Annotated in this window: 22 protein-coding genes; 14 read left to right on the top strand and 8 right to left on the bottom strand. The window is 71.4% G+C overall.

Annotated elements, in window-relative coordinates:
* Window positions 1-14: 14 nt before the first annotated feature.
* On the top strand, window positions 15-1,082 hold the full coding sequence (locus tag AC1DXK_RS12895) for a WcbI family polysaccharide biosynthesis putative acetyltransferase (protein WP_457107368.1): 1,068 nt from the start codon (window positions 15-17) through the stop codon (window positions 1,080-1,082).
* 59 nt (window positions 1,083-1,141) lie between these two features.
* Here AC1DXK_RS12895 and AC1DXK_RS12900 read toward each other — a convergent pair whose 3' ends face one another.
* Window positions 1,142-1,531, bottom strand: a complete 390-nt coding sequence (locus tag AC1DXK_RS12900) for a response regulator (RefSeq protein ID WP_457107369.1) — start codon at window positions 1,529-1,531, stop codon at window positions 1,142-1,144.
* Between the two features lie 348 nt (window positions 1,532-1,879).
* Here AC1DXK_RS12900 and pal point away from each other — a divergent pair, with 348 nt between their 5' ends.
* The 6 genes from pal to glmM all read left to right on the top strand — a co-directional run bounded on the left by pal (window position 1,880) and on the right by glmM (window position 9,269).
* Window positions 1,880-2,374 (top strand): peptidoglycan-associated lipoprotein Pal, encoded by a 495-nt coding sequence (pal, locus tag AC1DXK_RS12905; protein WP_457107370.1) that lies wholly within the window; start codon window positions 1,880-1,882, stop codon window positions 2,372-2,374.
* Between the two features lie 120 nt (window positions 2,375-2,494).
* Entirely contained in the window at window positions 2,495-3,487 is a 993-nt protein-coding gene (ybgF, locus tag AC1DXK_RS12910) for a tol-pal system protein YbgF (protein WP_457107371.1), read from the top strand.
* 71 nt (window positions 3,488-3,558) lie between these two features.
* Window positions 3,559-4,638, top strand: a complete 1,080-nt coding sequence (tilS, locus tag AC1DXK_RS12915; protein WP_457107372.1) for a tRNA lysidine(34) synthetase TilS — start codon at window positions 3,559-3,561, stop codon at window positions 4,636-4,638.
* Window positions 4,639-4,641: 3 nt separating this feature from the next.
* A complete protein-coding gene (ftsH, locus tag AC1DXK_RS12920; protein ID WP_457107373.1) occupies window positions 4,642-6,564 on the top strand; it encodes an ATP-dependent zinc metalloprotease FtsH in 1,923 nt (640 codons plus the stop codon).
* 482 nt (window positions 6,565-7,046) lie between these two features.
* On the top strand, window positions 7,047-7,859 hold the full coding sequence (locus tag AC1DXK_RS12925; protein WP_457107374.1) for a sulfite exporter TauE/SafE family protein: 813 nt from the start codon (window positions 7,047-7,049) through the stop codon (window positions 7,857-7,859).
* Window positions 7,860-7,928: 69 nt separating this feature from the next.
* On the top strand, window positions 7,929-9,269 hold the full coding sequence (glmM, locus tag AC1DXK_RS12930; protein WP_457107392.1) for a phosphoglucosamine mutase: 1,341 nt from the start codon (window positions 7,929-7,931) through the stop codon (window positions 9,267-9,269).
* A 4-nt stretch (window positions 9,270-9,273) separates the two neighbouring features.
* On the opposite strand, the gene AC1DXK_RS12935 is transcribed toward glmM, so the two are convergent.
* A complete protein-coding gene (locus AC1DXK_RS12935) occupies window positions 9,274-9,612 on the bottom strand; it encodes an MmcQ/YjbR family DNA-binding protein (RefSeq protein WP_457107375.1) in 339 nt (112 codons plus the stop codon).
* A gap of 290 nt (window positions 9,613-9,902) precedes the next feature.
* Between AC1DXK_RS12935 and AC1DXK_RS12940 the strand changes: the two genes are divergently transcribed.
* From AC1DXK_RS12940 to AC1DXK_RS12950, 3 genes are all read left to right on the top strand, one after another.
* Window positions 9,903-10,895 carry an outer membrane protein gene (locus AC1DXK_RS12940; protein WP_457107376.1) on the top strand — a complete coding sequence of 331 codons (993 nt, stop codon included), beginning with the start codon at window positions 9,903-9,905 and terminating at the stop codon, window positions 10,893-10,895.
* A gap of 266 nt (window positions 10,896-11,161) precedes the next feature.
* Window positions 11,162-12,106 (top strand): outer membrane protein, encoded by a 945-nt coding sequence (locus AC1DXK_RS12945; protein WP_457107377.1) that lies wholly within the window; start codon window positions 11,162-11,164, stop codon window positions 12,104-12,106.
* A gap of 31 nt (window positions 12,107-12,137) precedes the next feature.
* Window positions 12,138-12,389, top strand: coding sequence for a hypothetical protein (locus AC1DXK_RS12950; RefSeq protein ID WP_457107378.1), 252 nt, complete (start codon window positions 12,138-12,140; stop codon window positions 12,387-12,389).
* Window positions 12,390-12,405: 16 nt separating this feature from the next.
* On the opposite strand, the gene AC1DXK_RS12955 is transcribed toward AC1DXK_RS12950, so the two are convergent.
* The gene (locus AC1DXK_RS12955) at window positions 12,406-12,954 is read right to left on the bottom strand and encodes an HNH endonuclease (RefSeq protein ID WP_091716345.1); all 549 of its coding nucleotides are present in this window, start codon (window positions 12,952-12,954) and stop codon (window positions 12,406-12,408) included.
* A gap of 509 nt (window positions 12,955-13,463) precedes the next feature.
* Between AC1DXK_RS12955 and AC1DXK_RS12960 the strand changes: the two genes are divergently transcribed.
* Window positions 13,464-16,181: a DUF3772 domain-containing protein gene (locus AC1DXK_RS12960; protein ID WP_457107379.1), complete on the top strand. Its 2,718-nt coding sequence runs from the start codon at window positions 13,464-13,466 to the stop codon at window positions 16,179-16,181.
* Here AC1DXK_RS12960 and AC1DXK_RS12965 read toward each other — a convergent pair.
* Window positions 16,134-17,255, bottom strand: coding sequence for a diguanylate cyclase domain-containing protein (locus AC1DXK_RS12965; RefSeq protein ID WP_477297963.1), 1,122 nt, complete (start codon window positions 17,253-17,255; stop codon window positions 16,134-16,136). The two genes, AC1DXK_RS12960 and AC1DXK_RS12965, sit on opposite strands and share 48 nt — an antisense overlap.
* A 167-nt stretch (window positions 17,256-17,422) precedes the next feature.
* On the opposite strand from AC1DXK_RS12965, the gene AC1DXK_RS12970 reads away from it, so the two are divergent.
* Window positions 17,423-17,917, top strand: coding sequence for a CAP domain-containing protein (locus AC1DXK_RS12970; RefSeq protein ID WP_477297969.1), 495 nt, complete (start codon window positions 17,423-17,425; stop codon window positions 17,915-17,917).
* 148 nt (window positions 17,918-18,065) lie between these two features.
* Here the strand turns inward: AC1DXK_RS12970 and AC1DXK_RS12975 are convergent, their stop codons facing one another.
* Together AC1DXK_RS12975 and AC1DXK_RS12980 are read right to left on the bottom strand one after the other, a co-directional pair.
* A complete protein-coding gene (locus tag AC1DXK_RS12975; RefSeq protein ID WP_457107381.1) occupies window positions 18,066-18,899 on the bottom strand; it encodes an OmpA/MotB family protein in 834 nt (277 codons plus the stop codon).
* A gap of 1 nt (window position 18,900) precedes the next feature.
* A complete protein-coding gene (locus AC1DXK_RS12980) occupies window positions 18,901-19,674 on the bottom strand; it encodes a motility protein A (protein ID WP_457107382.1) in 774 nt (257 codons plus the stop codon).
* Window positions 19,675-19,956: 282 nt separating this feature from the next.
* Here AC1DXK_RS12980 and AC1DXK_RS12985 point away from each other — a divergent pair, with 282 nt between their 5' ends.
* Window positions 19,957-21,732: a glucan ABC transporter ATP-binding protein/ permease gene (locus AC1DXK_RS12985; protein ID WP_457107383.1), complete on the top strand. Its 1,776-nt coding sequence runs from the start codon at window positions 19,957-19,959 to the stop codon at window positions 21,730-21,732.
* Between the two features lie 27 nt (window positions 21,733-21,759).
* Here the strand turns inward: AC1DXK_RS12985 and AC1DXK_RS12990 are convergent, their stop codons facing one another.
* The gene (locus AC1DXK_RS12990; RefSeq protein WP_457107384.1) at window positions 21,760-22,644 is read right to left on the bottom strand and encodes an alpha/beta fold hydrolase; all 885 of its coding nucleotides are present in this window, start codon (window positions 22,642-22,644) and stop codon (window positions 21,760-21,762) included.
* Window positions 22,623-23,525, bottom strand: a complete 903-nt coding sequence (locus AC1DXK_RS12995; protein WP_457107385.1) for a YihY/virulence factor BrkB family protein — start codon at window positions 23,523-23,525, stop codon at window positions 22,623-22,625. The genes AC1DXK_RS12990 and AC1DXK_RS12995 overlap by 22 nt, the downstream gene beginning before the upstream one ends.
* Window positions 23,526-23,706: 181 nt before the next feature.
* Here AC1DXK_RS12995 and AC1DXK_RS13000 point away from each other — a divergent pair, with 181 nt between their 5' ends.
* Window positions 23,707-24,597, top strand: a complete 891-nt coding sequence (locus tag AC1DXK_RS13000) for a DMT family transporter (RefSeq protein WP_457107386.1) — start codon at window positions 23,707-23,709, stop codon at window positions 24,595-24,597.
* Window positions 24,598-24,635: the final 38 nt, after the last annotated feature.

The raw sequence follows: 24,635 nt of genomic DNA on the forward strand, positions 1-24,635 counted from the left end.
ACAGGCCCTCGGGGGTGCTGTTCCGTCCGCTGACACCGGCACGCGACGTGGCCCTGAACGACCTGCCCCGGCGCGCCCGCAGCGCGTTCACGTTCCCGACACCCAGTTGGGCGCCCACCTGGGCGACACCATGGCGGAACCGCGCCCGCGCCGCTACGACCCGTGACGGCCCGTCGATCGCGGTTCTGGGCAATTGCCAGGCGCGGGGCATCGCCCGGGCCATGCGCCTGCTCGCGCCGCGGAGCCCGGTGCGCTACCTGCCCATGGGCTCTCTGAAGCGCGACCACGGCCATGTCGACGGCCTGATCCGGACCCTGCGCGCCCACGACCACGTCTTCTCGCAGGCCTTCCCGGCCGGGCTGATCCCGGGCGGCGACGTCGCCACGCTGCGCGCCGCCGATCCGCGGCTCAAGCTGTTCCCGTCGATCGTGTTCTCGGCCTACCACCCGGACATGGTCTATGTCGGCCAGGCCTCCGACCTCGCCGCCCTCAGGCTGACACCGTCGCCGATGGGGCAGTACCACTCGGCGATCGCGCTGACCGCCCACCGGCTCGGTCTCGAGCCGAAGCGTACCGTCGGCCTGTTCCGCGAGGCGGTATTCGCCCGCCTGGGCTATCTCGACCACTGGGATCCGGCGGTCCGCGAACTCGTCGGCGCGGCCGCCGCCCTCGGCTTCGGGCTGGAGCGCGAGGTGACCCGCTGGGCGCGCCGCGGCGCCTTCATGCACCTGATGAACCATCCCAAGGTCCATGTCCTCGGCGACATCGCCGGGCGGTTGCTGCAGGAGAGCGGGCTGACGCCCGAGCCCGTGACGATCGAGGATTACCTCGGCGACGAACTGGCCCAGGACGTGGTCTGGCCGATCTACCCGCCGGTCGCCGAGCATTTCGGTCTGACCGGCTCGTACTTGTTCAAGGCGAAGCCCCGGGGCGACGACTTCCCGGTGCTCTACGACCTGCCGGGCTTCATCGCGGCGAGCTTTGCCATCTACGACGCGGCGGCGCCGGGCGACCTCGCCTGCCCGCGGGTTGAGGCGTGGCTCGCCGCGCCGGAGATCGTGGCGCTGTTCCGGGGCGGCTGAGGCCACGGCGGATCGCGATTCGGGTCCGCCGGATCGGTCGAGGCCTCGGGGATGCGGTCTCAGCCGGCGGCGCGGAGGGGCGCGCCCAGGCCCTCGACCATTGTCCGCACCAGCCGGTTGACCTCCTGCACCTGGAACGGCTTGCGCAGGAACAGGCTGCCGGGGACGCCGATGCGGCCGTTCGCGTCGGTGGAGGTATAGACCACCGGCCGGTCGGGATGGATCGCCCGGAAGGCGTGGGCCACCGTCCAGCCGTCGATCAGGCCGGGCAGGTGGATGTCGGTGAACAGCCAGTCGATCGCGGCGCCCCGGTCGCGCAGGATGGTCAGCGCGGCCTCGCCCGTCGAGGCCTCGATCACCCGGATGCCGTGCGTCTCGCACAGGCTCGCGATGATCTCGAGGAGCAGATAGCTGTCCTCGACGATGAGAACGCTCTGAGCGGGGCGCATGACGGGGTCCGATGTTCAGCCCCCGGATTAGCTATCGACAGGGTTGACGATCTCTTAAGGCGCCGCTGGATCCGTTACCGCCGGCCGGCGCCACGCCTGTTGCAGCGCCGCAACCGAGGCGGCGGAAATGGCCTTTCCGGCCCGTCGGCCCCGCCGCTGCCGCATTCCGGGTGCGTTCCGGGTGCGTCAGCGCACGCCACCGACCGGTGCGGAACGCCACCACGCCCCCGCGCCGCTCGGCGGAACCGTCGCTTAACCATCGACGCCTACCTAACGGCCCCAGGACTACGCGGACCCGCCTCGAAGACCCGCAGCCGGCCTTCGGCACCGCTCGAGGAGTGATACACCATGCCCCAGCGTTTCCGCGCCGCCGCCCTCGGCTTCGCGCTCGTCGCCGGCCTCGGCCTCGGCGCCTGCAGCAACGACAAGGACCTCGCCGACGCCTCCGCGTTCGGGGCGGGCGCCGCGACCCCGGGCAGCGCGCAGGACTTCGTCGTCAATATCGGCGACCGGGTGTTCTTCGAGTCGGATTCCACCGACCTGACACCCACCGCGACCGCAACTCTCGACAAGCAGGCCGCGTGGCTGCAGCGCTACCCGCGCTACACCTTCATCATCGAGGGCCATGCCGACGAGCGCGGCACCCGCGAGTACAACTTCTCCCTGGGTGCCCGCCGAGCCCAGGCGGTGAACGACTACCTCGCCACCCGCGGCATCGGGGCGAGCCGGATGCGGACCGTCTCGTACGGCAAGGAGCGGCCGGTGGCGGTGTGCAACGACATCTCGTGCTGGTCGCAGAACCGCCGCGCGGTGATCGTCCTCGATCGCGGCGCCGGCGCGTAACGGCGCGGCCCCCGCGTCACGGAGGCGGTGCCGACCACCGCCGCCGCACCGCGCCGCAGTTTTGCCGCGGTGCGGCGCATCTGATAGGCCCTCGCGCCGACACCGGATCGCAGCCGCCCCATGCCCGCCCGCCTTCGCACCCGCCTCGCGTTCGCCACCGCCCTCGGCGCCCTGCTCCTCGGCCACCCGGCCGTCGCGCAGGATGCCTCCGAGCTGGTGGTGCGCCTCGGCCGCATCGAGAACCAGTCCCGGCTCATGGCCGGCCAGATCGAGACCCTCCAGTACGAGAACCGGCAGCTCAAGGAGCAGCTGCGCAAGTTCCAGGAGGACGTCGAGTTCCGCCTGAACGAGGGCAAGGGCGGCAAGGCCGCCCCCTCGGCCGCCCCTTCCTCCAGCCCGGCCGGCACCGTCAACGGCGGCAATCCGGGGTCCGGGCGTCCCGGCAAGCGCGGCGACGCCTTCGATCCGGGGCAAGCCCCCGGCGCCCCGGGCGCGCCGATGCAGCTCGGCAGCACGCAGCCCTCCGCACCGCTGCCGCCCCGGGAGGCCGTCGAGGCCGCCGAGGCTCCCCCCCGGGCGCAGCGCCTGCCCCAGGGTGCGATCGACGAGGAGGATGCGGATGCCGGGGCTCCCGGCTACGACGAGCCGGTGGACCTGCGCCCGCCCGCCCGGACCGGCGCGATCCCGGCGCGTCCCCCCGAGAGCGTCGCGGCGACCCGGACGGGCGATCCGGCCGCGGATTACGACGCCGCGGTCGAGCTGTACCGCGCCAAGCAGTACGAGCAGGCCGAGATGGGCCTGCGCCAATTCATCCAGTCGCATCCGCGCGACAACCGCGTCTCAGGCGCGACCTACTGGCTCGGCGAGAGCTACCTCGCCCGCGGCCGCAACCGCGAGGCCGCCGAGCAGTTCCTGAAGGTCTCCACCGACTACGCCCGCTCCTCCCAGGCCCCCGACGCCATGCTGAAGCTCGGCGTCACGCTCAACGCGCTGGGCGCCCGCGAGCAGGCCTGCGCGACGCTGGCCGAACTCGACCGGAAATTCCCGAATGCAGGCAGCGGCGTCCGCCAGGGCGTCGCCCGCGAGCAGAAGCGCGCCCGCTGCGGCGCCTGAGCGACCCGGGCGACCCGGTCCTCGGCGCCCTTCACCCCTGGCTCGACCCGGCCGCGCGCGGCGGGCGGATCGTGCTCCTCGCCGTCTCGGGCGGCCCCGATTCGAGCGCCCTGATGCACGCCGCCGCGAGCCTGCGCGACGCGACCGGCGCGTCCGTGCAGGTCGCCACCGTGAATCATGGTCTGCGCCCGGGCTCCGCCGCGGAGGCCGAGGCCGTCGGCCACGCCGCGCGGGCACACGGCCTCCCCCACGCGATCCTGCCCTGGGTCGGCGCGAAGCCCGGCACCGGCCTGCAGGAAGCGGCTCGAACCGCCCGATACGCCCTGCTCGCCGCCCACGCCGAGGCGGTCGGCGCCGGCCTCGTGCTGACGGGCCATACGCAGGATGACCAAGCCGAGACGGTGCTGATGCGGCTCGCGGCCGGCAGCGGCCCCGCGGGGCTCGCCGGCATGCGCGCCGAGCGGGTTCTCGGCCCCGGCATCGTGCTTGGGCGTCCGTTCCTGCACCTGCCGAAGGCGGCCCTGGTGGCGTGGTGCGAGGCGCGCGGCCTCCCGTATGTGCGCGATCCCGCCAACGCGGATCCGCGCTTCGCCCGCGGTCGCCTGCGCGCGGCCTGGCCGGTCCTGCACCGCGAGGGCCTGACCCCGGCGCGCCTCGCCCGGCTCGCCGAGCGCGCCGCCCGCGACGAGGCCGCCCTCCGGAGCGCGGCGGAGCAGGCCCTCGACGGGATGCGGTCGGGGCCGGAGACGGAGGCGGCCCTATGCCTCGACGGGACCGCCCTGGCGGCGCTGCCGGATGCCGTGGCCCTGCGCTGCCTCGATCTCGCCCTGACTCGGGTCGGCGCTGCGCCGCGCCGACTCGAGCGCCTCGAAACCCTGGTCCTCGAATCGCTGCTGCCGGCCCTGCGCCGCGGCGCGCCGATCCGGCGCTCCCTGGCGGGGTATCTGGTCTCCGCCGACGCCGCCGGGATCGTCCGTCTCACCCCCGCTCCGCAGCGCAAGCAGGGGGGCGCCCCTGCTGCCCTCGCCGCAGGGGTCCCCGAATTACTTGGCAAGGGGGAGCCCCCCGCCTACATTGGTGAAGTGTGCACGGATGGACAGGAACAGCCGCGTGGCGTGTCCGTCCCGGGGGTCGCACGCGCCAAGGATTGATCGATGAACCCGAATTTTCGCAACTTTGCCTTGTGGGTCGTCATCTTCCTGCTGGTGCTGGCCCTCGTCACCCTGTTCCAGAACCCGGGGCACCGGGGCGGCGGCAGCGAGATCGCCTACAGCCAGCTGCTCAACGATGCCGATTCCGGCAAGATCCAGTCGGTGGTGATCTCCGGGCAGGATGTGTCCGGCACCTATGTCGGGGGCGGCAACTTCACGAGCTACGCGCCCAACGACCCGAGCCTGGTCTCCAAGCTCCAGGGCAAGGGCGTCCAGATCACCGCCCGTCCCCCGTCCGACAACACCCCCTGGTTCATCCAGCTGCTGGTGAGCTGGCTGCCGATCCTGGTCTTCATCGGCGCTTGGATCTTCCTCTCGCGCCAGATGCAGTCCGGCGCCGGCCGCGCCATGGGCTTCGGCAAATCGAAGGCGAAGCTCCTGAACGAGGCCCACGGGCGCGTCAGCTTCGACGACGTCGCGGGCGTCGAAGAAGCGAAGGAAGATCTCCAGGAGATCGTGGAATTCCTCCGCGACCCCCAGAAGTTCCAGCGGCTCGGCGGCCGGATCCCCCGCGGCGTGCTGCTCGTCGGCCCGCCCGGCACCGGTAAGACCCTGATCGCCCGGGCGGTCGCGGGCGAGGCCAACGTGCCGTTCTTCACGATCTCGGGCTCCGACTTCGTCGAGATGTTCGTGGGTGTCGGCGCCAGCCGCGTGCGCGACATGTTCGAGCAGGCCAAGAAGAACGCGCCCTGCATCATCTTCATCGACGAGATCGACGCGGTCGGCCGCCACCGCGGCGCCGGCCTCGGCGGCGGCAACGACGAGCGCGAGCAGACCCTGAACCAGCTCCTCGTGGAGATGGACGGGTTCGAGGCCAACGAGGGCGTGATCATCATCGCGGCGACCAACCGCCCCGACGTGCTCGACCCGGCCCTGCTGCGGCCCGGCCGGTTCGACCGCCAGATCATGGTGCCGAACCCGGACGTCACCGGCCGCGAGCGCATCCTGCGGGTCCACGTCCGCAAGGTGCCGCTGGCCCCCGATGTCGATCTCAAGGTCATCGCCCGCGGCACCCCCGGCTTCTCGGGCGCCGACCTGATGAACCTCGTCAACGAATCGGCCCTGCTGGCGGCCCGCCGGGGCAAGCGCATCGTCACGATGCACGAGTTCGAGGACGCCAAGGACAAGGTCATGATGGGCGCGGAGCGGCGCACCCTGGTGATGACCGAGGACGAGAAGCGGCTGACCGCCTATCACGAGGGCGGCCACGCCATCGTGGCGTTCAACGTCCCGGCGACCGACCCGGTGCACAAGGCGACCATCATCCCGCGTGGCCGGGCGCTCGGCATGGTCATGCAGCTGCCGGAGCGCGACAAGCTCTCCATGAGCTTCGAGCAGATGACCTCGCGGCTGGCGATCATGATGGGCGGCCGCATCGCCGAGGAGATGACCTTCGGCCCCGACAAGGTGACCTCCGGCGCCCAGTCGGACATCGAGCAGGCGACCCGGCTCGCCAAGATGATGGTGACCCGCTGGGGCTTCTCGCCCGAGCTCGGCACCGTGGCGTACGGCGACAACAACGACGAGGTCTTCCTCGGCATGTCGATGGGCCGGCAGCAATCGGTCTCCGAGTCGACCGCCCAGAAGATCGATGCCGAGGTGCGCCGTCTCGTCGAGACCGGTCTGGAGGAAGCGCGCCGCATCCTGGCCGAGCACAAGGACGACCTGGAGGCCCTGGCGCAGGGGCTGCTCGAATACGAGACGCTCTCGGGCGACGAGATCCGCAACCTCCTCCGCGGCCAGCCGCCGATCCGCGACGGCGGTGACGTGCCGCCGACCCCGGCCCGGGGCTCCTCGGTCCCCTCGGCGGGGCGGGGACGGCCGAAGGAGAGCGACGGTGGCCTGGAGCCGCAGCCGCAGGCCTGAGGCACTGGCGTTGACGACCATCGGAAGGGGCGCCGCGAGGCGCCCTTTTTCGTGCCGTGCGGCGATTTCAGGCGTCGCTGCCGCGGTCCTTGCAGCCGCCCGCAGCGGGCCTGCAGCGCCGATGCCTCCGTCGGCGGTGCGCTCTCAGGATCGGGCGCAGGTTCCCTCTCCCGGGCGGGAGAGGGACAGGGTGAGGGATCAGGCCGGTCCGAGCGTGCCTCGACGCGGCTACGCGGGGATGGTCCGCCCGATCCTGGTCCGTCGTATCCCTCACCCCGACCCTCTCCCGCACGGGAGTGGGGGCGCGTTGCACTCTCTCATCAGCGGCGGTGTCCGCCCGCAACGCGTGATCATCGGCGCATCGCCCGTGACAAACCGGCCCTCCTGTCGGCGGATCGACGCCGTCAGCTTGGCCGGAGGCTCGGCGTCGTCCGACGAATCGGGAACACAGAACCCGTTCCACAGGCCGTAGCGAGATCCCGATGCCGGTCTCGACCTATCTCGTCGTCGCCCTGGGCGCCGTCGTCGCCGGCTTCGTGCAGGGTCTGTCGGGCTTCGCGTTCGGGCTCACCGCCCTGTCGTTCTGGGCCTGGGTGATCGACCCGCAGCTCGCCGCCGTGCTCGCCGTCTCCGGTGCCTTCACGGGCCAGGTCATCGCGGCGGTCTCGGTCCGGCGCGGGTTCGAGCCCAGGCGCCTTGCGCCCTTCATCCTCGGCGGCCTCGCCGGCATCCCCCTCGGCGTCCTCCTGCTGCCGCGGCTCGACGCCGACGGGTTCAAGATGGTCCTCGGCCTCCTGCTCATGGTCTGGTGCCCGACCATGCTGCTCGCCCGGAACCTGCCGCGGATCACGGCCGGCGGCCGGCTCGCCGACGCCGCGGTGGGCCTCGGCGGCGGGATGATGGGCGGGCTCGGCGGCTTCACGGGCGTGCTGCCGACCCTCTGGTGCACCCTGCGCCGCTACGAGCGCGACGTGCAGCGCTCGGTGATCCAGAACTTCAACCTCGCGATGCTCAGCGTGACCCTGGCGACCTACCTCGCCGCGGGGCTCGTCACCCGGGCGACGCTGCCGATGCTGGCGGTGATCCTGCCGGCGATGCTGGTCCCGACCCTGCTCGGCACCCGGATCTATCTCGGCATCAGCGAGGTCGCCTTCCGCCGGCTCGTGCTCGGCCTGCTGACCGTCGCGGGCCTCGCGCTGGTCTCTGCCTCGGCGCCGCGGCTCCTGCAGCGCGCCGGGCGCCCCATTTCGACCGCCTTTGTCGGGGACCACCCCATTGACTCTGCCGGCCGGTGAGCCGCCTGCGGGCGCGATAATCTGCTAAGCTGTGCCCGGTCAGCGAAACCGGGCGCCGGAGACGTGATGGTGCGCAAGTATTTCGGAACCGACGGCATCCGGGGCCGGGCCAACGGGGTGATCACCCCGGAGCTCGCCCTCAAGGTCGGGCAGGCCGCCGGGCTCGTGTTCCAGCGCGGCGACCACCGGCACCGGGTGGTGATCGGCAAGGACACGCGCCTCTCCGGCTACATGATCGAGACCGCCCTTGTGGCGGGCTTCACCTCGGTGGGCATGGACGTGCTGCTGCTCGGGCCTGTGCCGACGCCGGCCGTGGCGATGCTGACCCGCTCCATGCGGGCCGATCTCGGCGTGATGATCTCGGCCTCGCACAACCCGTTCGAGGACAACGGCATCAAGCTGTTCGGCCCCGACGGGTTCAAGCTCAACGACGCGATCGAGCACGAGATCGAGGGGCTGATCGACGCCGACATGCACAAGCGCCTCTCCGGCTCGAACAACCTCGGCCGGGCCAAGCGCATCGAGAGCGTGCATGCCCGCTACATCGAGTTCGCCAAGCGGACCCTGCCGCGGCAGGTGACCCTGGACGGGCTGCGGGTGGTGGTCGACTGCGCCAACGGCGCGGCCTACCGGGTCGCCCCCGAGACCCTGTGGGAACTCGGTGCCGAGGTCATCGCCATCGGCACCGAGCCGGACGGGTTCAACATCAACCGGGATGTCGGCTCGACCGCCCCGGCCGCGCTGGTCGACATGGTCCGCGAGCGCCGGGCCGATATCGGCATCGCCCTGGACGGCGACGCCGACCGGGTGCTGATCGTCGACGAGAAGGGGCAGGTGGTCGATGGCGACCAGCTCATGGCCGTCGTGGCGCGCTCCTGGCAGGAGGACGAGCGCCTCACGCAGCCAGGCGTGGTCGCCACGATCATGTCGAATCTCGGCCTGGAGCGCTATCTCGGCGGCCTCGGGCTGACGCTGGCCCGCACCGCCGTGGGCGATCGCTACGTCCTCGAGCACATGCGCGCGCACGGCTACAATCTCGGCGGCGAGCAGTCCGGCCACATCATCATGTCGGACTACACGACCACCGGCGACGGCCTCGTGGCGGCGCTGCAACTCCTGAGCGTGGTGCAGCGCCAGGGCCGGCCGGTGAGCGAGGTCTGCCACTGTTTCGATCCGCTGCCGCAGATCCTCAAGAACGTCCGCTACGGCAGCGGCGAGCCCCTGCGCCAGGACAGCGTGGTCAGCGCCATCGAGCACGCCCGCGAGCGGCTCGGCAATGCCGGCCGCCTGGTGATCCGCCCCTCGGGCACTGAGCCGGTGATCCGCGTCATGGCCGAGGGCGACGACCGCGGCCTCGTCACCGCGGTGGTCGACGAGGTGGTCGACGCCGTCGCCCGGGCCGCGGCCTGACCGGTCAGGCCGGTTCGTAGGCGGCGCGCAGCTCCGCGGGTGCGGTCGTCCGCCACGCCGCCAGCAGCGCCGCCCGCAGGATCTCCTCCGCGCAGGGGTCGAGGTCGAGATTGGTCCAGCCCCGGCGCCCCCAGGCGCCGTCCAGGGGCGTGAACAGGTCCGGCTCGGCCTCGCACAGGGCGGCCTGATCCGCGGGCGCGAGGCGCAGCACCACCCGCGCCTCCTCGACCCACAGGGTCGCGAAGACCCGGCCGCCGACCCGGACATCCGGGTTGCCGCTGTGGGCGCCGGCCACCGCCTCGGGCAGCATCAGCGCCAGGATGCGCACGTCCTCGGGACCCATGCCGGTCTCAGCCCGTTCGAGGCCCGGGCGCCCGGGCGGCGGTGATCGGATCGCTCATGGATTCCTTCCACGACAGATGAACCGGACCGACGTGAAGAGGCGATGTGGCGAGCTGATGCCACGGAGACAAGCAACGCGCGCCCGAATGACCGCTTCGACAGGTCGGCAACGGATGTGCAAGCCTAACATTTAACGTTAAGCCGGATTTAAGACGTTGCTCGCATCCTTCACGCCGTACCCCGAGACCGCACGCCGCGCGTCCGGCTCACGAGTCCAGTGAAGGAATCCCTATGGCCCGCTCCAAGCTGAACGCTTTGGTGCGTAGCCTGACGCTCGCGGCGAGCGTCGGCGCGCCCTGCCTCGCCGCGGCCGCGGATCTGATGCTTCCGCCGCCCCCGCCGCCTCCGCCCCCGCCGATCGAGGTCGGCGGCGGCTGGTACCTGCGCGGCGACGTCGGCGCGAGCATCTACACCCGTCCGCGCTACAGCGACGCCTACGACTACACCGGCTATGCCGAGTCCAACCGCGCCTTCGGCAACGCGGTCGGCGGCGGCGGCTTCGCGGGCGTCGGCGTCGGCTACCAGTTCACCCCGTTCCTGCGCGGCGACATCACCGGCGAGTACCGCTACTCCACCGGCCTGCGCGGCAGCGAGTATTACAAGGGTCCGGATTTCGACAACGGCCTCGGCTCGTACGGGGTGAACAAGTCGAGCGGGCACTTCGATTCCGCGGTGGTCCTCGCCAACGCCTATTTCGACCTCGGCACTTGGTACGGCATCACGCCGTTCATCGGCGGCGGCGTCGGCTACGCCTTCAACCATGTCTCGAGCTACTCGACCAACCAGCAGTTCACCAGCCCGACCTACGGCTACGATTATGGGAACCCGATCTACGGCTGCGGCTGCGGACAACCGTCCTACAACTACGCCCCGGTCTACGACGCGAACGGCAACGCGGTCTACAACACCAACAGCGGCAGCAAGTTCTACAAGGACAAGACCAGCGGCAGCTTCGCCTGGGCGCTCCATGCCGGTCTCGCCTACAACGTGACCGACGCGCTGAAGATCGAGCTGGCCTACCGCTACCTGAACCTCGGCAAGGCCGAGACCGGACCGGGCTTCGTGCCGTGCTGCACCGGCAGCCTGCAGGCGATCAAGGTCAAGGACATCGAGGCGCACGACGTGAAGATCGGCCTGCGCTACTACCTCGGCGGCCTCGTCGCAGCGCCGCTGCCGCCGCTGATGCCGGAGCCGGTCCCCGGCCCGCTGGTGCGCAAGTACTGAGAACGGGCGGATCACATCCCGGTCGCGCACCGCGCGCGATCGGACCGGCCAGCGATGACGGCGCGGAGGGTCTCCGCGCCGTTTCGCGTTTCCGAACCGCCTCGCGGCCCACGGGGACAGTTCGGATTCATGGCCCGCGAAGTCACGGACAGACCGAATCGGGATACAGATATTGGGATCGAGCAACGGAGAATTAAGGTTACCGGCTTATCACCGTATCGAGGCCCGATCCGCCGACCGTCTCTTCCAGTCCCAGGGCGATCCCGATGCGTACCGTCACCTTCCCGCTGCTGGCGGTTCTCGGTCTCTGCGGCATGAACACCGCCCGGGCCGCCGATCTGGATTACGATTACCTGCGCGGCGCCGAGTACGACCCGGTCCCGGCTCCGGTGGTCGACTGGAGCGGCGTGTATCTGGGCGGCCACGGGGGGTATACCTCGGGTGGCCTCGCGCAGCGCGACGCGATGCAGTCCACGCTGGCGAACTACTTCAGCTATCGCGATATCGAGAGCGAGTTCAGCGTCTCGAAATTCCTGTCGCTCCCCGGGACCCGGACGCATGGAGCCAGCTTCGGCGCCTTCGCCGGGTTCAACGTGCAGTTCGACGACATCGTCCTCGGTATCGAGGCCGACTACACGCACACGGACCAGAACAGCTGGTCGACCAACAGTATCAGCCGCATCGTGACGACATCCGGAGGCAACTCCGAGACCGTGTATCTGTCCGGAACGTCGAACACGCGCATCGACGATTACGGCAGCATCAGAGCCCGGGCCGGCTACGCGTTCGGCAACCTGCTCCCCTACGTCACCGCCGGCGCGGCGATCGGCCAGGTGACGATCAACGACACCGTGGCGGTCCAGAATTACGGTTACAGCGCCACCACCTACGCGGCGAACCAGGCCCTAACGACCGGGCTTCCCGCGGCGGTCTACAATCACGGCTACGCGAGCTTCAATCCGAATTTCCCCCTCAACCGCTCGACGCCGGCCGGACAGGGTGTCCAGACCATCCCGTACGCGCCGACGACCCTGACGGCCAATGCGCGGACCAAGACCATCGGCGGCGTCGCGCTCGGCTTCGGCCTGGAATACGCCATCACGCCCAACATCCTGGTGCGCGGCGAGTACCAGTACGTGCGGTTCCAGGACTTCAACGGCCACAAGGCCGAGTTGAACACCGTCCGGGGCGGCGCGGCCGTGAAGTTCTGATCACGCCTCCCGCACCGGCCGGATCCCGACCATGACAGACCGTCTCCTCGCACCGCGGTCCCTGACGGCCCGCACGGCACTCCTCGTCGGTCTCGTGCTCGCCCATGGACCGGCCTCCGCCGGATCCGGGCGGCGCATTACGGTCCGTTCCCCGGCCCCGCACGTTCTGCGGGTGCGGCCTGTGCCGGCCGTCCCGCCGACCGTGCTGGTGCGTGGCTACCTGCCGCGCAACCACAACGTCCCGATGTACAACGAGCCGCCCCGCCGCGAGCCGGCGTGGTGACGGCCGCGGGTCGGCCTCAGCTCTCCAGCTCGCTGTCCCAGTACAGGTAGTCGAGCCAGGTGTGGTGGTACTGGCGGTGGTCGAACTCGGGCTGCCGGTGGTGCAGCTCGTAGCGCGTCGGCCGGCGCGGCTCGGTCATCAGCGGCATGTCCGCCTCGGCCGGCGTGCGGTTGGCCTTGCGCAGGTTGCAGGGCGAGCAGGCCGCCACGACGTTCTCCCAGCTCGACAGGCCGCCCCTCGAGCGCGGCACCACGTGGTCGAAGGTCAGGCCCCCCGAGGGCAGCCGCAGGCCGCAATACTGGCAGCTGAACCCGTCGCGCAGGTAGATGTTGTAGCGGGTGAAGGCCGGGCTGCGGGCGAGCGCCACGTAGTTCTTCAGGGCCACCACGCTCGGCACGCGCAGGGACCGCGAGGGCGAGCGCGCCTCGACGTCGTAGCTCGCCACCAGGGTGACGCGATCGAGGAACAGGGCCGTGAAGGCGTCCTTCCACGACCAGAGGGAGAGCGGATTGTACGAGAGCGGCCGGTAATCCGCATTCAGGACGAGGGTTTGGAGATCCATCATCGGCGGGACTCTTCGGACTGGCTCTGGCGCGGGGAACGCGCGGGACCACGCCTGCGCCCCGCCGGCCCGTCCGAACCGGCCGGGGGCCGATGCAGGACGAGCCGGCGCGCGGGACGACGGCTTGACGGGAGAGGCGGAGGGAACAACAGGGCGGCGGGCCGGCGCGCGGGGGCGCCGGTCGAGGCGGTAGCATCCGGAACGCGGCCGGGCCGGGCCGGTATCGCCACCAGCCGCGCCCTTTCGCGTAGCAACGAAAAGGCCCTGTCCATCAGGTGTTCATCTAATCCCAGCGTGACACCCTTGTGAAGCTTTTCCGGATGGGCCGCGGGGACGCACCCACAGCCGGCCGGCCGGCGCCGAATCCGGCCCGGGGCGGGCAGGGGCACGGTTTCGCCCTATTGCTCGCCCAGAGCGGCGGGCCGCCAGGAGGCCTGCCCGGTCCCCGATCGCCGCCGATTCGCCGAGGCCGGATTCCGACCGGCCGCCGCGCGCCCGACGAGAGGTTGCTCATGCATCGTATCCCAGCGCGGACCCGGCCGCCGCAGGGCGCCCCGCGCCCGTCCCTCGTGCTTGCCCTGCTCGCCGCGCTGGTGTTCGGAACCCCGGCGGCCCTGCCCCTGCCGGCCCGCGCCCAGGATCCGGCGGCCGCCGGCAAGTCCGCGGGCGACAAGCCCGCCGATGCCAAGGCCACGGACGCCAAGGCCACGGACGCCAAGGCCACGGACGCCAAGGCCACGGACGCCAAATCCCAGGAGACCAAGTCGCCCGCGGCGAAGCCCGCCGCCCCGCCCGCCGCCGCCCCAGTCGAGGTCCCCGAGCAGTTCAAGGTGGTCCGGGCCAAGCTCGACGCCGCCAAGGCCGAACTCGACGCCCGCGAGAAGCAGCTCGGTCATACGGACCTGACGGTGGTCGACCTCACCGCCATCCGCGACAGCGCCGCCACCGTCACCGAGGAGATCCGCACCCTGGTCACCCGGCTCGACGCGCCGCTCGAGGCCGCGCGCGAGCGGCTCGCCCAGCTCGGCCCGAAGCCGAAGGATACCCAGGAGAGCGCCGACGTGGCCCAGCAGCGCGTGGAGCGCGAGGCCGCGGTCACCCGCATCGACGAGACCCAGCGCCTCGCCCGATCCCTGGTGGTGCAGGGCGACCAGATCGTCGACCGGGTCTCGAACCGGCGCCGCGAATCCTTCACCCGCGACCTGTTCCAGCGCTCCCAGCCCCTGGCCGGCCCGGGCCTCTGGACCAAGGTGATGAGCGACGTGCCCCGGGACACGCGCGCCCTCCAGAGCGCGGTCTCCGATATCGGGCTGCTGTTCACCCGCAACGGCAGCATCGGCAATCTGCTGCTCCTGGGGCTCGCCTTCGGGATCTCGATCGCGCTGTATTTCGGCCGGCGCAACATCGCCCCCCGGGGCGCCCGCCGGGACGCGGCCCGGACCGATCCGTCGCGGCGCGCCGTGATGCTCGCCGCCTGGCGGGTGATCCTGCTCGGCACGGTGCCGGCGGTGGCCGGCTCCTACGCGGTCTACTACGCCCTGGACGCCACCAACCTGCTGCCGTCCCGGCTCCTGCCGGTGGCGGCCGCGATCCTCGGGGGGCTCGCCTTCATCGCCTTCGTGGAGGCCCTCTGCGACGGGCTGCTCAGCCCCGAGAAACCGGCGTGGCGGCCCGCCCCGGTGAGCGACGCGGCGGCCACGCGCCTGACCCGCCTCGCGGTCGGCATCGCCACGGTGATCACCGTGGTGAAGTCCGTGGAGGCCCTGAATTCCGGGATCTCGGCGGCCCTGCCGATCTCCATCGCCACGCGGGGCCTGGGCGCCGTGGCTACGGCCCTGATCCTGGCGGTCGGCCTGCACCGGTTCGCCGATACCGAGCAGGAGGAGGAGGCCTGCTTCGGCCCCTACGTGCCGACCAAGACCACCACGGGCATCGGCGGGCCGGCGCGGCTGCTCGGCTGGGCCGCGGTGGCGCTGATCGGGCTCGGCGCGCTGGTGGGCTACGTCGCCTTCGCGGCCTTCCTGATCGACCAGCTGATCTGGGACGCGGCCGTCCTCGTGCTGCTCTACCTGCTGGTCCAGAGCGTCGACATCTTCGTCGGCCGCGCGCTCAGCGACGAGACCCGGCTCGCCACCACGCTCCAGGCCAATACCGGCCTGCGCAAGCGCTCGCTCAACCAGATCTCGGTCCTGACGACCGGCGCCACCCGGCTCGTCCTGTTCCTGGCGGCCGCGGTCCTCGTGCTGGCGCCCTGGGGGCTCGACTCCACCGACATCGTCTCGTCGGTCCGGCAGGCCTTCTTCGGCTTCAAGGTCGGCGACGTCACGATCTCGCTCTCGAGCATCGCCTTCGGGATCGGCATCCTGATGGTCGGCGTGTTCATCACCCGCGGGGTGCAGCGCTGGCTGGAGAACACCTACCTGCCGGCCACCGACCTCGACGCGGGCCTGCGCAACTCCATCACCACGGTGGCGGGCTATTGCGGCTTCCTGATCGCGCTGGCGCTCGCCTTCTCGTATCTGGGCCTGAGCCTGGAGAAGCTCACCATCGTGGCCGGCGCCCTGTCGGTCGGTATCGGCTTCGGTCTGCAGTCGATCGTCAACAACTTCGTCTCCGGCCTGCTGCTCCTCTGGGAGCGCCCGATCCGGGTCGGCGACCAGGTGGTGATCGGCGACCAGGAGGGCATCGTGAAGCGGATCTCGGTGCGCTCCACCGAGATCCAGACCTTCGACCGCTCGGCCGTGATCGTGCCGAACTCCAATCTGATCTCCGGGGTCGTCAAGAACCGGGTGCGGGGCGACCGCTCGGGCCGGGTCAGCATCACGGTCAGCGTGCTGCGCAACCAGGATCCGGTACGGGCCGCCGAGATGATCGTCGGCTGCGCGCAGGCCCATGCCGACGTGCTCAAGGATCCCGCGCCCCGGGTGGTGTTCAAGAAGATCGGCGACCCGTTCCTGGAATTCGAGCTGCTGGTCTGGATCGTCGACGTCAGCCTCGGCCAGAAGGTGCTGACCGACCTGAACTTCTCCGTCTTCGCGACCCTGTCGGAGGCGTCCTTCATCCCGCCCCTCGGCCCCGGCTCCAGCATCGTGACCGTGCAGGGCCTCGACACGATGCAGAGCGCCATGGGCGAGATCGCCAGCCGCTTCATCCTGCCGGCGGCGGCGCCCGAGGGCGGCGATTCAGCCCGCGCCCAGCGTGACCGCGGCCTGCGCAGCGCCGGCGGCTGACCGGCCGCCGCCGGCCGCGAGCCGGACGGCGTTCCCGCCCGCAGCCTTGGCGGCATAGAGCGCCGCGTCCGCCCGGCCGAACAGCCGGGTCCGGGAGCCGCCGCCCGTCGCGATCCCCACGGAGGCGCCGATCCGCAGGACGTGGCCGCGATACGGGATCGGCCGGCTCAGCGCGGCGACGATGTGCCGGCCGCTCTGGGCCAGGGCGCAGGGGTCCACGGGCGCCCGCACGAGCACGGCGAATTCGTCGCCGCCGATGCGCGCCACCAGCGCCGCATCCCCGCAGACGGCGGCGAGCCGCGCGGCGGACCGCTGGATGCACAGGTCACCGGCCGCGTGGCCGTAGACGTCGTTGACCGGCTTGAACCCGTCGAGGTCGATGAGGATCAGGGCGCCGAGGGGATCCGGGGCGGAGCCGGCCGTCCCGGCGTCGAACTGCGCCTCGAAGGCGCGGCGGTTCGCCAGCCCGGTGAGGGGGTCGCGGTCGGCGCGCCGGCTCAGCTCGGACAGCCGGGCGATCTCCTCCGTGATGTCCTGCTTGGTCCCGAAGAGCCGGGCGGCCCGACCGCCTTCGGTCTCGACCGACGCGCGGATCCGGATCCAGCGCGGCCGGCCCCCGGCGGTGCGGATCTCGGCATCGAGCCGAAAGCTCGCCTGCCCGGTGATCGCCCGCTGGCGGATCGTCTCCAGCAGGCGCCGCGAGGCCGGCTCGTAGAAGTCCAGGATTTTTTCGCGGTGCAGCGCGCTGCCCCAGGGGATGCCGAACAGGTCGTGGACGCCCCCGGACCATTCGAGGGCGCCGTCGGCCAGTCTGCAGGACCACAGGCCTGTCCCGGTCGCCGCCAGCACGCGCTCCTGATGCGCCAGCACGCACGCTTGATGCGCCAGAGCATACTCTTGGCGCGCCAGCAGACCGGCCTGCTGCCGGATGACCGCCTGCTGCAACGCGCGCTCCGGCCCGGCGTGGGAGTCAGGGGCGGGGGCCGGCCCGAGCAGCGCCGACGCCGCGGCGCTCCCGCCGATAGCTGGATCGGGGGCCGTTTCCGCCAGGGCAGGGGAACGCTCGGTGGTCATGTCCGGGCGAGATTAGGCGCAAGGCCTTTGAGGAAGCCCTAACCGGCCGTGCGCGTCGGCCGGCGCGCGCCTATATGCTGTCCGGGCGGCGGGGCCGTCGCGGAGGCGGGTGAGACGTGAAGAGACGCGATCGGGACGGTCGACAGGCTGGACGCGGGCTCGGCCGGATGCTGCGGCGGGGGACGGGCGCGGTCGCGCTGGCCGCCGCGGCGGTGCTCGGCGGCTGCGCCAGCMAGGCGCCGACCAGCGCGGCGCTGCCGAGCATCTACCTGCCGCTGGCCAGCAACAGCGCGCATGTCGACGTCGAGGCGGCCCGCGACATGATCTCGTCCTATCGCCGCAATCGCGGCGCGCCGCCGCTGACGGTCGATCCCGAATTGCAGCGGCTCGCCGAGGCCGAGGCGGCCGCGATGGCGCTGGCCGACCGGCCGAGCCGGGCACAGACCGTCAAGGGCGCCGTGGAGCGGCTCGGCTACGCGGACGTGAACGCCAACCTCTCGGCGGGCTACCACACCCTGGCCGAGGCCTTCTCCGGCTGGCGCGAGAGCCCCCCGCACGACGCCACCATGCTGGCGCCCCGGGCGACCAAGATGGGGATCGCCACCGCCTACGCGCCGGGCTCGAAGTACAAGGTCTACTGGGCGCTGCTCACGGCCAAGTAGGCGTGCGCGACCGGGGCGATGATGGTCCCGCTTCAGCCCGGGCGGGGCGCGACGCGCTGCCGCGCGGGAGCGGGGACCCGCGCCCCATCCGGACGGCGCGGTCGGATCGCGATCGCGCTCCTGGACGCTGCGGCCGCCGCGGAGGTCCCTACGGCAGCCCCTTCACGTTCGGCACCGGCGGCGCCTCCTTGAGCAGGGTCACGGTCACGCGGCGGTTGGCCGGGATGTAGGGATTGTCGGGGAACATCGGCTCGGTGTCGGCCTTGCCGGCGACCGACGCGAACCGGTCGTCCGGGACGCCCGCCCCCGCCAGGATCTCTCGGACGCTGACCGCGCGGCCCGCCGACAGCTCCCAGGGGGGCGCGGCCGGACGCCGGCCGGGCCGGTCCGAGGCGGTGTAACCCGTGACGGCGATGCGGTTGGGCAACTGCCGCAGGGCCGGCCCGAGCTTCTCCAGGAGCTGGCGGGTGCGGTCGTTGGGCCGGGTCGAGCCCTCCGGAAACATCGAGCGCCCGTCCTGGTCGACGATCGACACGTCGAGCCCGTGTTCGGTCTTGGCGATCACGACGTTCTTGGACAGCTCTGCGAAGTCCGGCAGGCTCTGCAGGGCCTGCCGCAGGGAGGCGGCCGCGAGGCCGAAATTCTCGGGCTCCCCGGTGTCGGTGAGGCCGAACTCGCTGCTCTTGTTGAGCCGCGACGGGGTCGTGCGGTCGGTGGCCTGCTCGGGGGGGATGTCGCGCAGGTACTTCACGTGGTCGGCCGCCGGCAGGCCGTCGGACTCGATGATGCCGGCGAACTTCGATTCCTTGTTGACGCCGAAGGCGTCGCGCATCGAGCCCGCGACCATCTGCATCTTCTTCTGGTCCTGCGTGGAATAGGCCGCGACCATCACGAAGAAGCTCATCAGCAGCGCCATCAGGTCGGCGAAGGTGACGAACCAGCCGTGGCCGCCATGGGCGCCGCCGCGCTTCTTCTTGGCCATGTTACGCGGCCTGCTCCATCAGGGCCTCGCGATGGTTGTGCGGCAGGTAGGCGACCAGCATCTCGCGCACCAGCGTCGGGCTCTTCTGGTCGCGGATCATCAGGATGCCGTCGATGATCAGCGAGCGCGACACGTCCTCCTCCTCGAGCTTCACGTGCAGCTTGTCGGCCAGCGGCAGGGTGACCAGGTTGGCGATCACGGCGCCGTACAGGGTGGCGAGCAGCGCGGTCGCCATGGCGGGACCGAGCTTCGAGGGGTCGGACATGTTGGCGAACATCGCCACCATGCCGAGAATCGTGCCGATCATGCCCCAGGCCGGGGCGCAGTCGCCGTAGGCGCGGTAGACCTTCGAGCCCTCGTCGAGATGCATCAGGAAGTTGTCGCGGTCCCGCTCCATCGTGTCGCGGATGAACTCGCGGTCGTAGCCGTCGGCGATGTAGCGCGCGCCCTGGGCCAGGAACGGGTCGGAGATCTCCATGTTCTCCAGCGCCATCGGGCCGGACTTCCGCACCACGTCGGCGATCTTGGTGATCTCCTCGATCAGCTCCTGGGGCTTCACCGAGCGCATCATGAAGGCGAAGCGCAGGCCCATGGGCAGGCCGTGCAGGATCACCGAGAAGGGGAAGCGGATCATCGTGGCCGCGGTCGCGCCGCCGAACACCACCACCACCGCGTGCTCCGACGCGTAGGCGCCGAAATGCCCGCCATCGAGCATGATCAGCCCGACCACGACGCCGAGGCCCGAAAGCAGGCCGAGTGCGGTTGCGAGATCCATGAGGCGAAGCCCGATGCCGATTCGTTCAGGAAAGTCGGATCCCGGGGGCGGAAGACGGCCGGGCTGCCCACAGGATTAGGAAATCTTGCTGAACGAACCGTAAAGACGACCGTTTCCAACCTGTATCAGTCCGTCATCGCCCGTTCAGGCGCGGGACGGCATACCCGTTTCCCAAGAGGGGTTTGACCTGGATACGGCACGGATGCCGGCCGGGCGGGACCCGTCGGAGACGGCGTGAGACCCGGGTCACACGGGCCGCGCCAGGGGTGGCGGAGCGGTAAGATGGTTCGTCTGTACGGGCGGGTCCTGGGATTCCTGAAGGCGGAGCGGCGGCTGGCCATAGGCTTGGCCGCGACCAACGTCGTGCTGGCGATCGCGGCCTTCGCCGAGCCCCTGCTGATGGGCCGGATCATCGACCAGCTGACCCATCTCCAGCGCGGCGGCGACGCCATGGGCACGATGCTGCCCCTGCTCGCCGCCTGGGTGGCGTTCGGCTTCTTCACCATCGCGGCGGGCGTGTTCATCGCCCTCCACGCCGACCGGCTCGCCCACCGCAACCGCCTGTCGTCGATGGCGAGCTACTTCGAGCACGTCCTCGACCTGCCGCTCGCCTTCCACTCGGCCAACCATTCCGGCCGCGTCCTGAAGGCGATGCTGGAGGGCACGAACGGCATGGCGTGGCTGTGGCTCGGCTTCTTCCGCGACCACCTCGTCGCCCTGGTCTCGCTCGGCGTGCTCCTGCCGATGACCCTGTTCATCAACTGGCAGCTCGGCTCGATCCTGGTGGTGCTGGTGCTCGCCTTCACGGCGCTCACCACGTTCGTGATGCGCCGGACCGAGGCGCTCCAGGGGCAGGTCGAGGAATTCAATTCGGGGCTCGCCGCCCACGCCTCGGACGCGCTCGGCAACGTCGCGGTGATCCAGTCCTTCACCCGCGCCAAGGCCGAGAAGGAGGCGATGCGCGGCATCATCACCAACCTGCTGGCCGCGCAGATCCCGGTCCTGTCCTGGTGGGCGCTCGCCAACGTGGCGACCCGCGCCTCGGCGACCATCACCATGACGGCGATCTTCGTCACCGGCATCTGGCTCTACCAGGCCGGCACCACCACGGTGGGCGAGGTCGTGGCCTTCATGAGCCTCGCCACCGCCTTCGTGGCGCGCCTCGACCACGTGGTCGGCTTCGTGAACGGCCTGTTCCAGCAGGCGCCCAAGATCGCCGAGTTCTTCGAGATCTACGACACCGTCCCGTCGGTGGCCGACCGGCCGCATGCCCGGCAGGTCGCGCGCTTCGAGGGCGAAGTCACCTTCGAGGACGTCGCCTTCTCGTACGATGGCCGCCGCAGCGCCCTCGACGGCGTCTCGTTCTCGGCGCGGCCCGGCGAGACGATCGCCCTGGTGGGCACCACCGGCTCGGGCAAGTCGACGACGCTGGGGCTCCTGCACCGCAGCTTCGACCCGGCCGCCGGTGCGATCCGCATCGACGGGATGGACATCCGCGACGTCGGCCTCGCCTCCCTGCGCCACAACATCGGCGTGGTGTTCCAGGAGCCGATGCTGTTCGCCCGCTCGATCCGCGAGAACCTGCAGGTCGGCTGCCCGGACGCCACCGACGCCGAGATGCTCGATGCCCTGGAGCGGGCGCAGGCCAGCGCCTTCATGGCGCGCCAGCCCGCCGGGCTCGACACGGTCATCGGCGAGCGCGGCCGGTCGCTGTCGGGCGGCGAGCGCCAGCGGCTCTCGATCGCCCGGGCGCTCCTGAAGAACCCGCCGATCCTGATCCTCGACGAGGCCACCTCGGCGCTGGACGCCGCCACCGAGCGCAAGCTCCAGGGCGCGCTGGAGACCGTGATGGCGGGGCGGACCACCTTCGTGATCGCCCACCGCCTCGCGACGATCCGCAACGCCGACCGCATCCTGGTGTTCCACGAGGGCCGGATCGTCGAGGCCGGGACCTTCGACGCGCTGGTGGCCGAGGGCGGCCGCTTCGCCGAACTCGCCCGGGCGCAGTTCATGGCCGCGGAGGCGGAGGACGACGACGGGCTGGCGCTGGCGGCGTGAGGCCGGTCTGCCGCGGGCACGCCGTGGTCAGGGTGCGGCGTCCCCCCACCCGATCCGCCTGAAGAACCCCGCGATCGCCTCCGCCGCCCGGTCGGGATCCTCCCGGTGGGGGAAGTGCCCCACCCCCGGAAAGAGCGCCAGATCGAGATCGGAAAAGGTCTCGCCCAGGCGGTCGGTCCAGGCAAAGGGAAAGATCGGATCGTGCTCGGCCCAGCGCACGCAGGTCGGCACGCCGATCGGGAGCAGGGGCGGGGCCTCGCCCTTGAGCATCGCGATCCGCCCGGCATGGGCGGCCCGGTAATGCGCGAAGCCGCCCGCGAGGTTGCCGGGCTTGAGGAACGTGTCCACGAAGGCGTCCAGCACCGGATCGAACGCATCCTTCCGGTGCGACCAGTGGCGCAGGAAGTGGCCGATATAGGCGGCGCAGCTCGCCCGGCCGGCGCCCACCAGCGTCACCGCCAGGTCCATCTGGTTGAAGGACTGGTACCAGATCTCGCTGAGGCGGTCCGGTGCTCCCAGGCGGGGGCCGATCCCCGGATAGACGAAGTCGAACAGGAACAGGCCGGCGCAGCGCTCCGGGTTCGCCCGTGCCAGCGCCTGGATCACCGCCCCGCCGACGTCATGGCCGACGATGCCGGCGCGGTCGATCCCGAGGGCGTCGAGCAGCGCCACCATGTCGGCGGCCTGATCGGCCGGCCCGAAGGGACCCTCCGGCTTGTCGCTGTCACCGAAGCCACGCAGATCCGGGGCGATCAGGGTGTGGCGGGCGGCGAGCCGTCGCATCACGGGCTCCCAGGTCAGCCAGTATTCCGGCCAGCCGTGGAGCAGGAGCAGCGGCGCCCCCGTGCCGCAGCGCGCGACGTGCAGAGCGGCGCCGTTCGCGCGCACCGTCAGGTGCTCGATCCGGTCCATCGTCCCTCCATCTCGGCCCGCCGGGCCAGCATCTTCGCCTGCAGGCGGCTGCGGCGGGCGGCGATCACCGTGCCGTTGATCTCGCCGCCGAACAGGAACATGGCGGCGAGCCAGTAGAGGAACACCAGGAACACCATCGCGGTGGCCAGACCGCCGTAGGTCGACGCGTAGGCGTTGGAGAACCGGTCGAGGTAGTAGCCGAAGCCGAGGCCGGCGAAGAACCACAGGATGAGCGTCACCCCGATCCCCGGCAGCACCGACAGGATCGAGCGCCGCCCGGCCGCCACGAACTTGTGGGCGATGACCAGGACGACGGCCAGCAGCAGGGCCGTGACGCCGATCCGCCCGATCGCCACCGTGAGGCTCAGGGGCTCCAGCCCGGGCGCCACCAGCACGACGTTGCGCCAGATCAGCGGCCCCAGCACCACGAGCAGCGCGAAGGCCAGCATCGCGAAGGCGCCGCAGATCACGTAGCCGATCGATTCGAGCCGGGTCAGCCACCAGGGCCGGCTCTCCCGCAGGCCGTAGGCCCGGTTCAGCCCGACCCGCAGGCTCTCGACCCCCGAGGAGGAGAAGTACAGGGCGAACAGGGCGCCCAGCGTCAGCACGCCGCTGCGCTGCTCGGTGAGCACCCGGTGGACCTCGCCGACGATCGGCTTGGCGATCTCCCGCGGCCACGCATCGAAGATCAGGATTCCGGCCTCGTCGGCCAGCGACTGCGTGCCGAACAGGCCGGCGAGCGCCGCCAGCAGGATCAGGAACGGGAACAGCGACGTCAGCGTCGAGAGCGCGATGTGGCTCGCGATCGCCCAGCCGTCATGGGCGACGAAGCGCTGCGCGGCGAGGCCCGCGACCTCGAATCGGCTGCGGAGAGATTTCACGGGTGTCCAACGATCCTCGGGCGGAGCGGACCGCCGATGAACGGCGCCCGAGCCCGCCCGTCAACGCCGCCGGCCCGATCCGGTCCCGATCGCCGACCGGTGAAGCGCCCGCGCCACGCCGGGGTACCGGATGCGGATCGCTGTTGCGCCTCGCCGCCGCGATGCCCCTTAAGATAACGCCATGCTGAAGCCCGCACGCCCGTCGAGTCTCGCGTCCGGCGCCCTTCCGGCGCTGTTCATCCCGATCTGGGCCACGGGCTTCATCTCTGCCCGGGCGGTGGTGCCGCACGTCGACCCGCTGGCCTTCACGGCCGTCCGCTTCACGGCCGTCGCCCTGGTGCTGGCCGGGATCGCCGCGGCCTCCCGGGTGCGCTGGCCGGGGGACCGGGCGGGCTGGCGCGACCCCGTCATCGCGGGATTCCTGATGCAGGGGGTCTACCTGTCGGGGGTGTTCTGGGCGGTGAGCCACGGGCTGCCGGCCGGGATCGCGGCGCTGGTCGGCAGCCTCCAGCCGCTGCTCACCGCCCTCCTGGCGCGTCCGCTGCTCGGCGAGCGTGTCAGCGGGCGGCGGGCGGTGGGCATCCTCCTGGGCTTTGCCGGCACGGCCCTCGTGCTCGCCCCGAAGCTCGGCGCCACGGACCCGTCCGGGATCCCGCCGCGGGCGCTCGCTGTCAGCCTCCTGGCGGTCCTGGCGCTGACGCTGGGCACCCTCTGGCAGAAGCGCACCGGCGGCCGGGTCGATCTCCTGGCCGGCGCGACGCTCCAGTTCGTCGGCGGCATGGCCTGTGCGATTCCCCTCGCGCTCGCCTTCGGCAGCGTGACCTTCGAGCCGGTGGCGCCCCTGTGGCTCGGCCTCGCCTGGGCGGTCCTGGTCAACTCGGTGGCGGGGATCCTGCTGCTGCTGGTGCTGATCCGGCGGGGCGCGGTGGCGGGCGTCGCCGCGCTGTTCTTCCTGGTGCCGCCGGTGGCGGCGATCCTCGGCTACCTGCTGTTCGGCGAGGTGCTGACCCCCGTGCAGGGGGCCGGCATGGCGCTCGCCGCCCTCGGCGTGGCGGTGGCGAGCCGGGGCTGAGCCGCCGGGGCTGCGACCGAAGGCCCGGAAACCCTTCG

Source organism: Methylobacterium sp. P3_A11 (assembly GCF_056403155.1).

Coding starts and splice junctions, on each gene's coding strand:
- AC1DXK_RS12975 (WP_457107381.1), bottom strand. CDS start 18,899: ATGGCCAAGAAGAAGCGCGGCGGCGCCCATGGCGGCCACGGCTGGTTC.
- AC1DXK_RS12945 (WP_457107377.1), top strand. CDS start 11,162: ATGCGTACCGTCACCTTCCCGCTGCTGGCGGTTCTCGGTCTCTGCGGC.
- AC1DXK_RS12960 (WP_457107379.1), top strand. CDS start 13,464: ATGCATCGTATCCCAGCGCGGACCCGGCCGCCGCAGGGCGCCCCGCGC.
- AC1DXK_RS12925 (WP_457107374.1), top strand. CDS start 7,047: ATGCCGGTCTCGACCTATCTCGTCGTCGCCCTGGGCGCCGTCGTCGCC.
- AC1DXK_RS12980 (WP_457107382.1), bottom strand. CDS start 19,674: ATGGATCTCGCAACCGCACTCGGCCTGCTTTCGGGCCTCGGCGTCGTG.
- AC1DXK_RS12990 (WP_457107384.1), bottom strand. CDS start 22,644: ATGGACCGGATCGAGCACCTGACGGTGCGCGCGAACGGCGCCGCTCTG.
- AC1DXK_RS12965 (WP_477297963.1), bottom strand. CDS start 17,255: ATGACCACCGAGCGTTCCCCTGCCCTGGCGGAAACGGCCCCCGATCCA.
- AC1DXK_RS13000 (WP_457107386.1), top strand. CDS start 23,707: ATGCTGAAGCCCGCACGCCCGTCGAGTCTCGCGTCCGGCGCCCTTCCG.
- AC1DXK_RS12950 (WP_457107378.1), top strand. CDS start 12,138: ATGACAGACCGTCTCCTCGCACCGCGGTCCCTGACGGCCCGCACGGCA.
- AC1DXK_RS12985 (WP_457107383.1), top strand. CDS start 19,957: ATGGTTCGTCTGTACGGGCGGGTCCTGGGATTCCTGAAGGCGGAGCGG.
- ybgF (WP_457107371.1), top strand. CDS start 2,495: ATGCCCGCCCGCCTTCGCACCCGCCTCGCGTTCGCCACCGCCCTCGGC.
- AC1DXK_RS12935 (WP_457107375.1), bottom strand. CDS start 9,612: ATGGGTCCCGAGGACGTGCGCATCCTGGCGCTGATGCTGCCCGAGGCG.
- AC1DXK_RS12900 (WP_457107369.1), bottom strand. CDS start 1,531: ATGCGCCCCGCTCAGAGCGTTCTCATCGTCGAGGACAGCTATCTGCTC.
- ftsH (WP_457107373.1), top strand. CDS start 4,642: ATGAACCCGAATTTTCGCAACTTTGCCTTGTGGGTCGTCATCTTCCTG.
- pal (WP_457107370.1), top strand. CDS start 1,880: ATGCCCCAGCGTTTCCGCGCCGCCGCCCTCGGCTTCGCGCTCGTCGCC.
- AC1DXK_RS12940 (WP_457107376.1), top strand. CDS start 9,903: ATGGCCCGCTCCAAGCTGAACGCTTTGGTGCGTAGCCTGACGCTCGCG.
- AC1DXK_RS12955 (WP_091716345.1), bottom strand. CDS start 12,954: ATGATGGATCTCCAAACCCTCGTCCTGAATGCGGATTACCGGCCGCTC.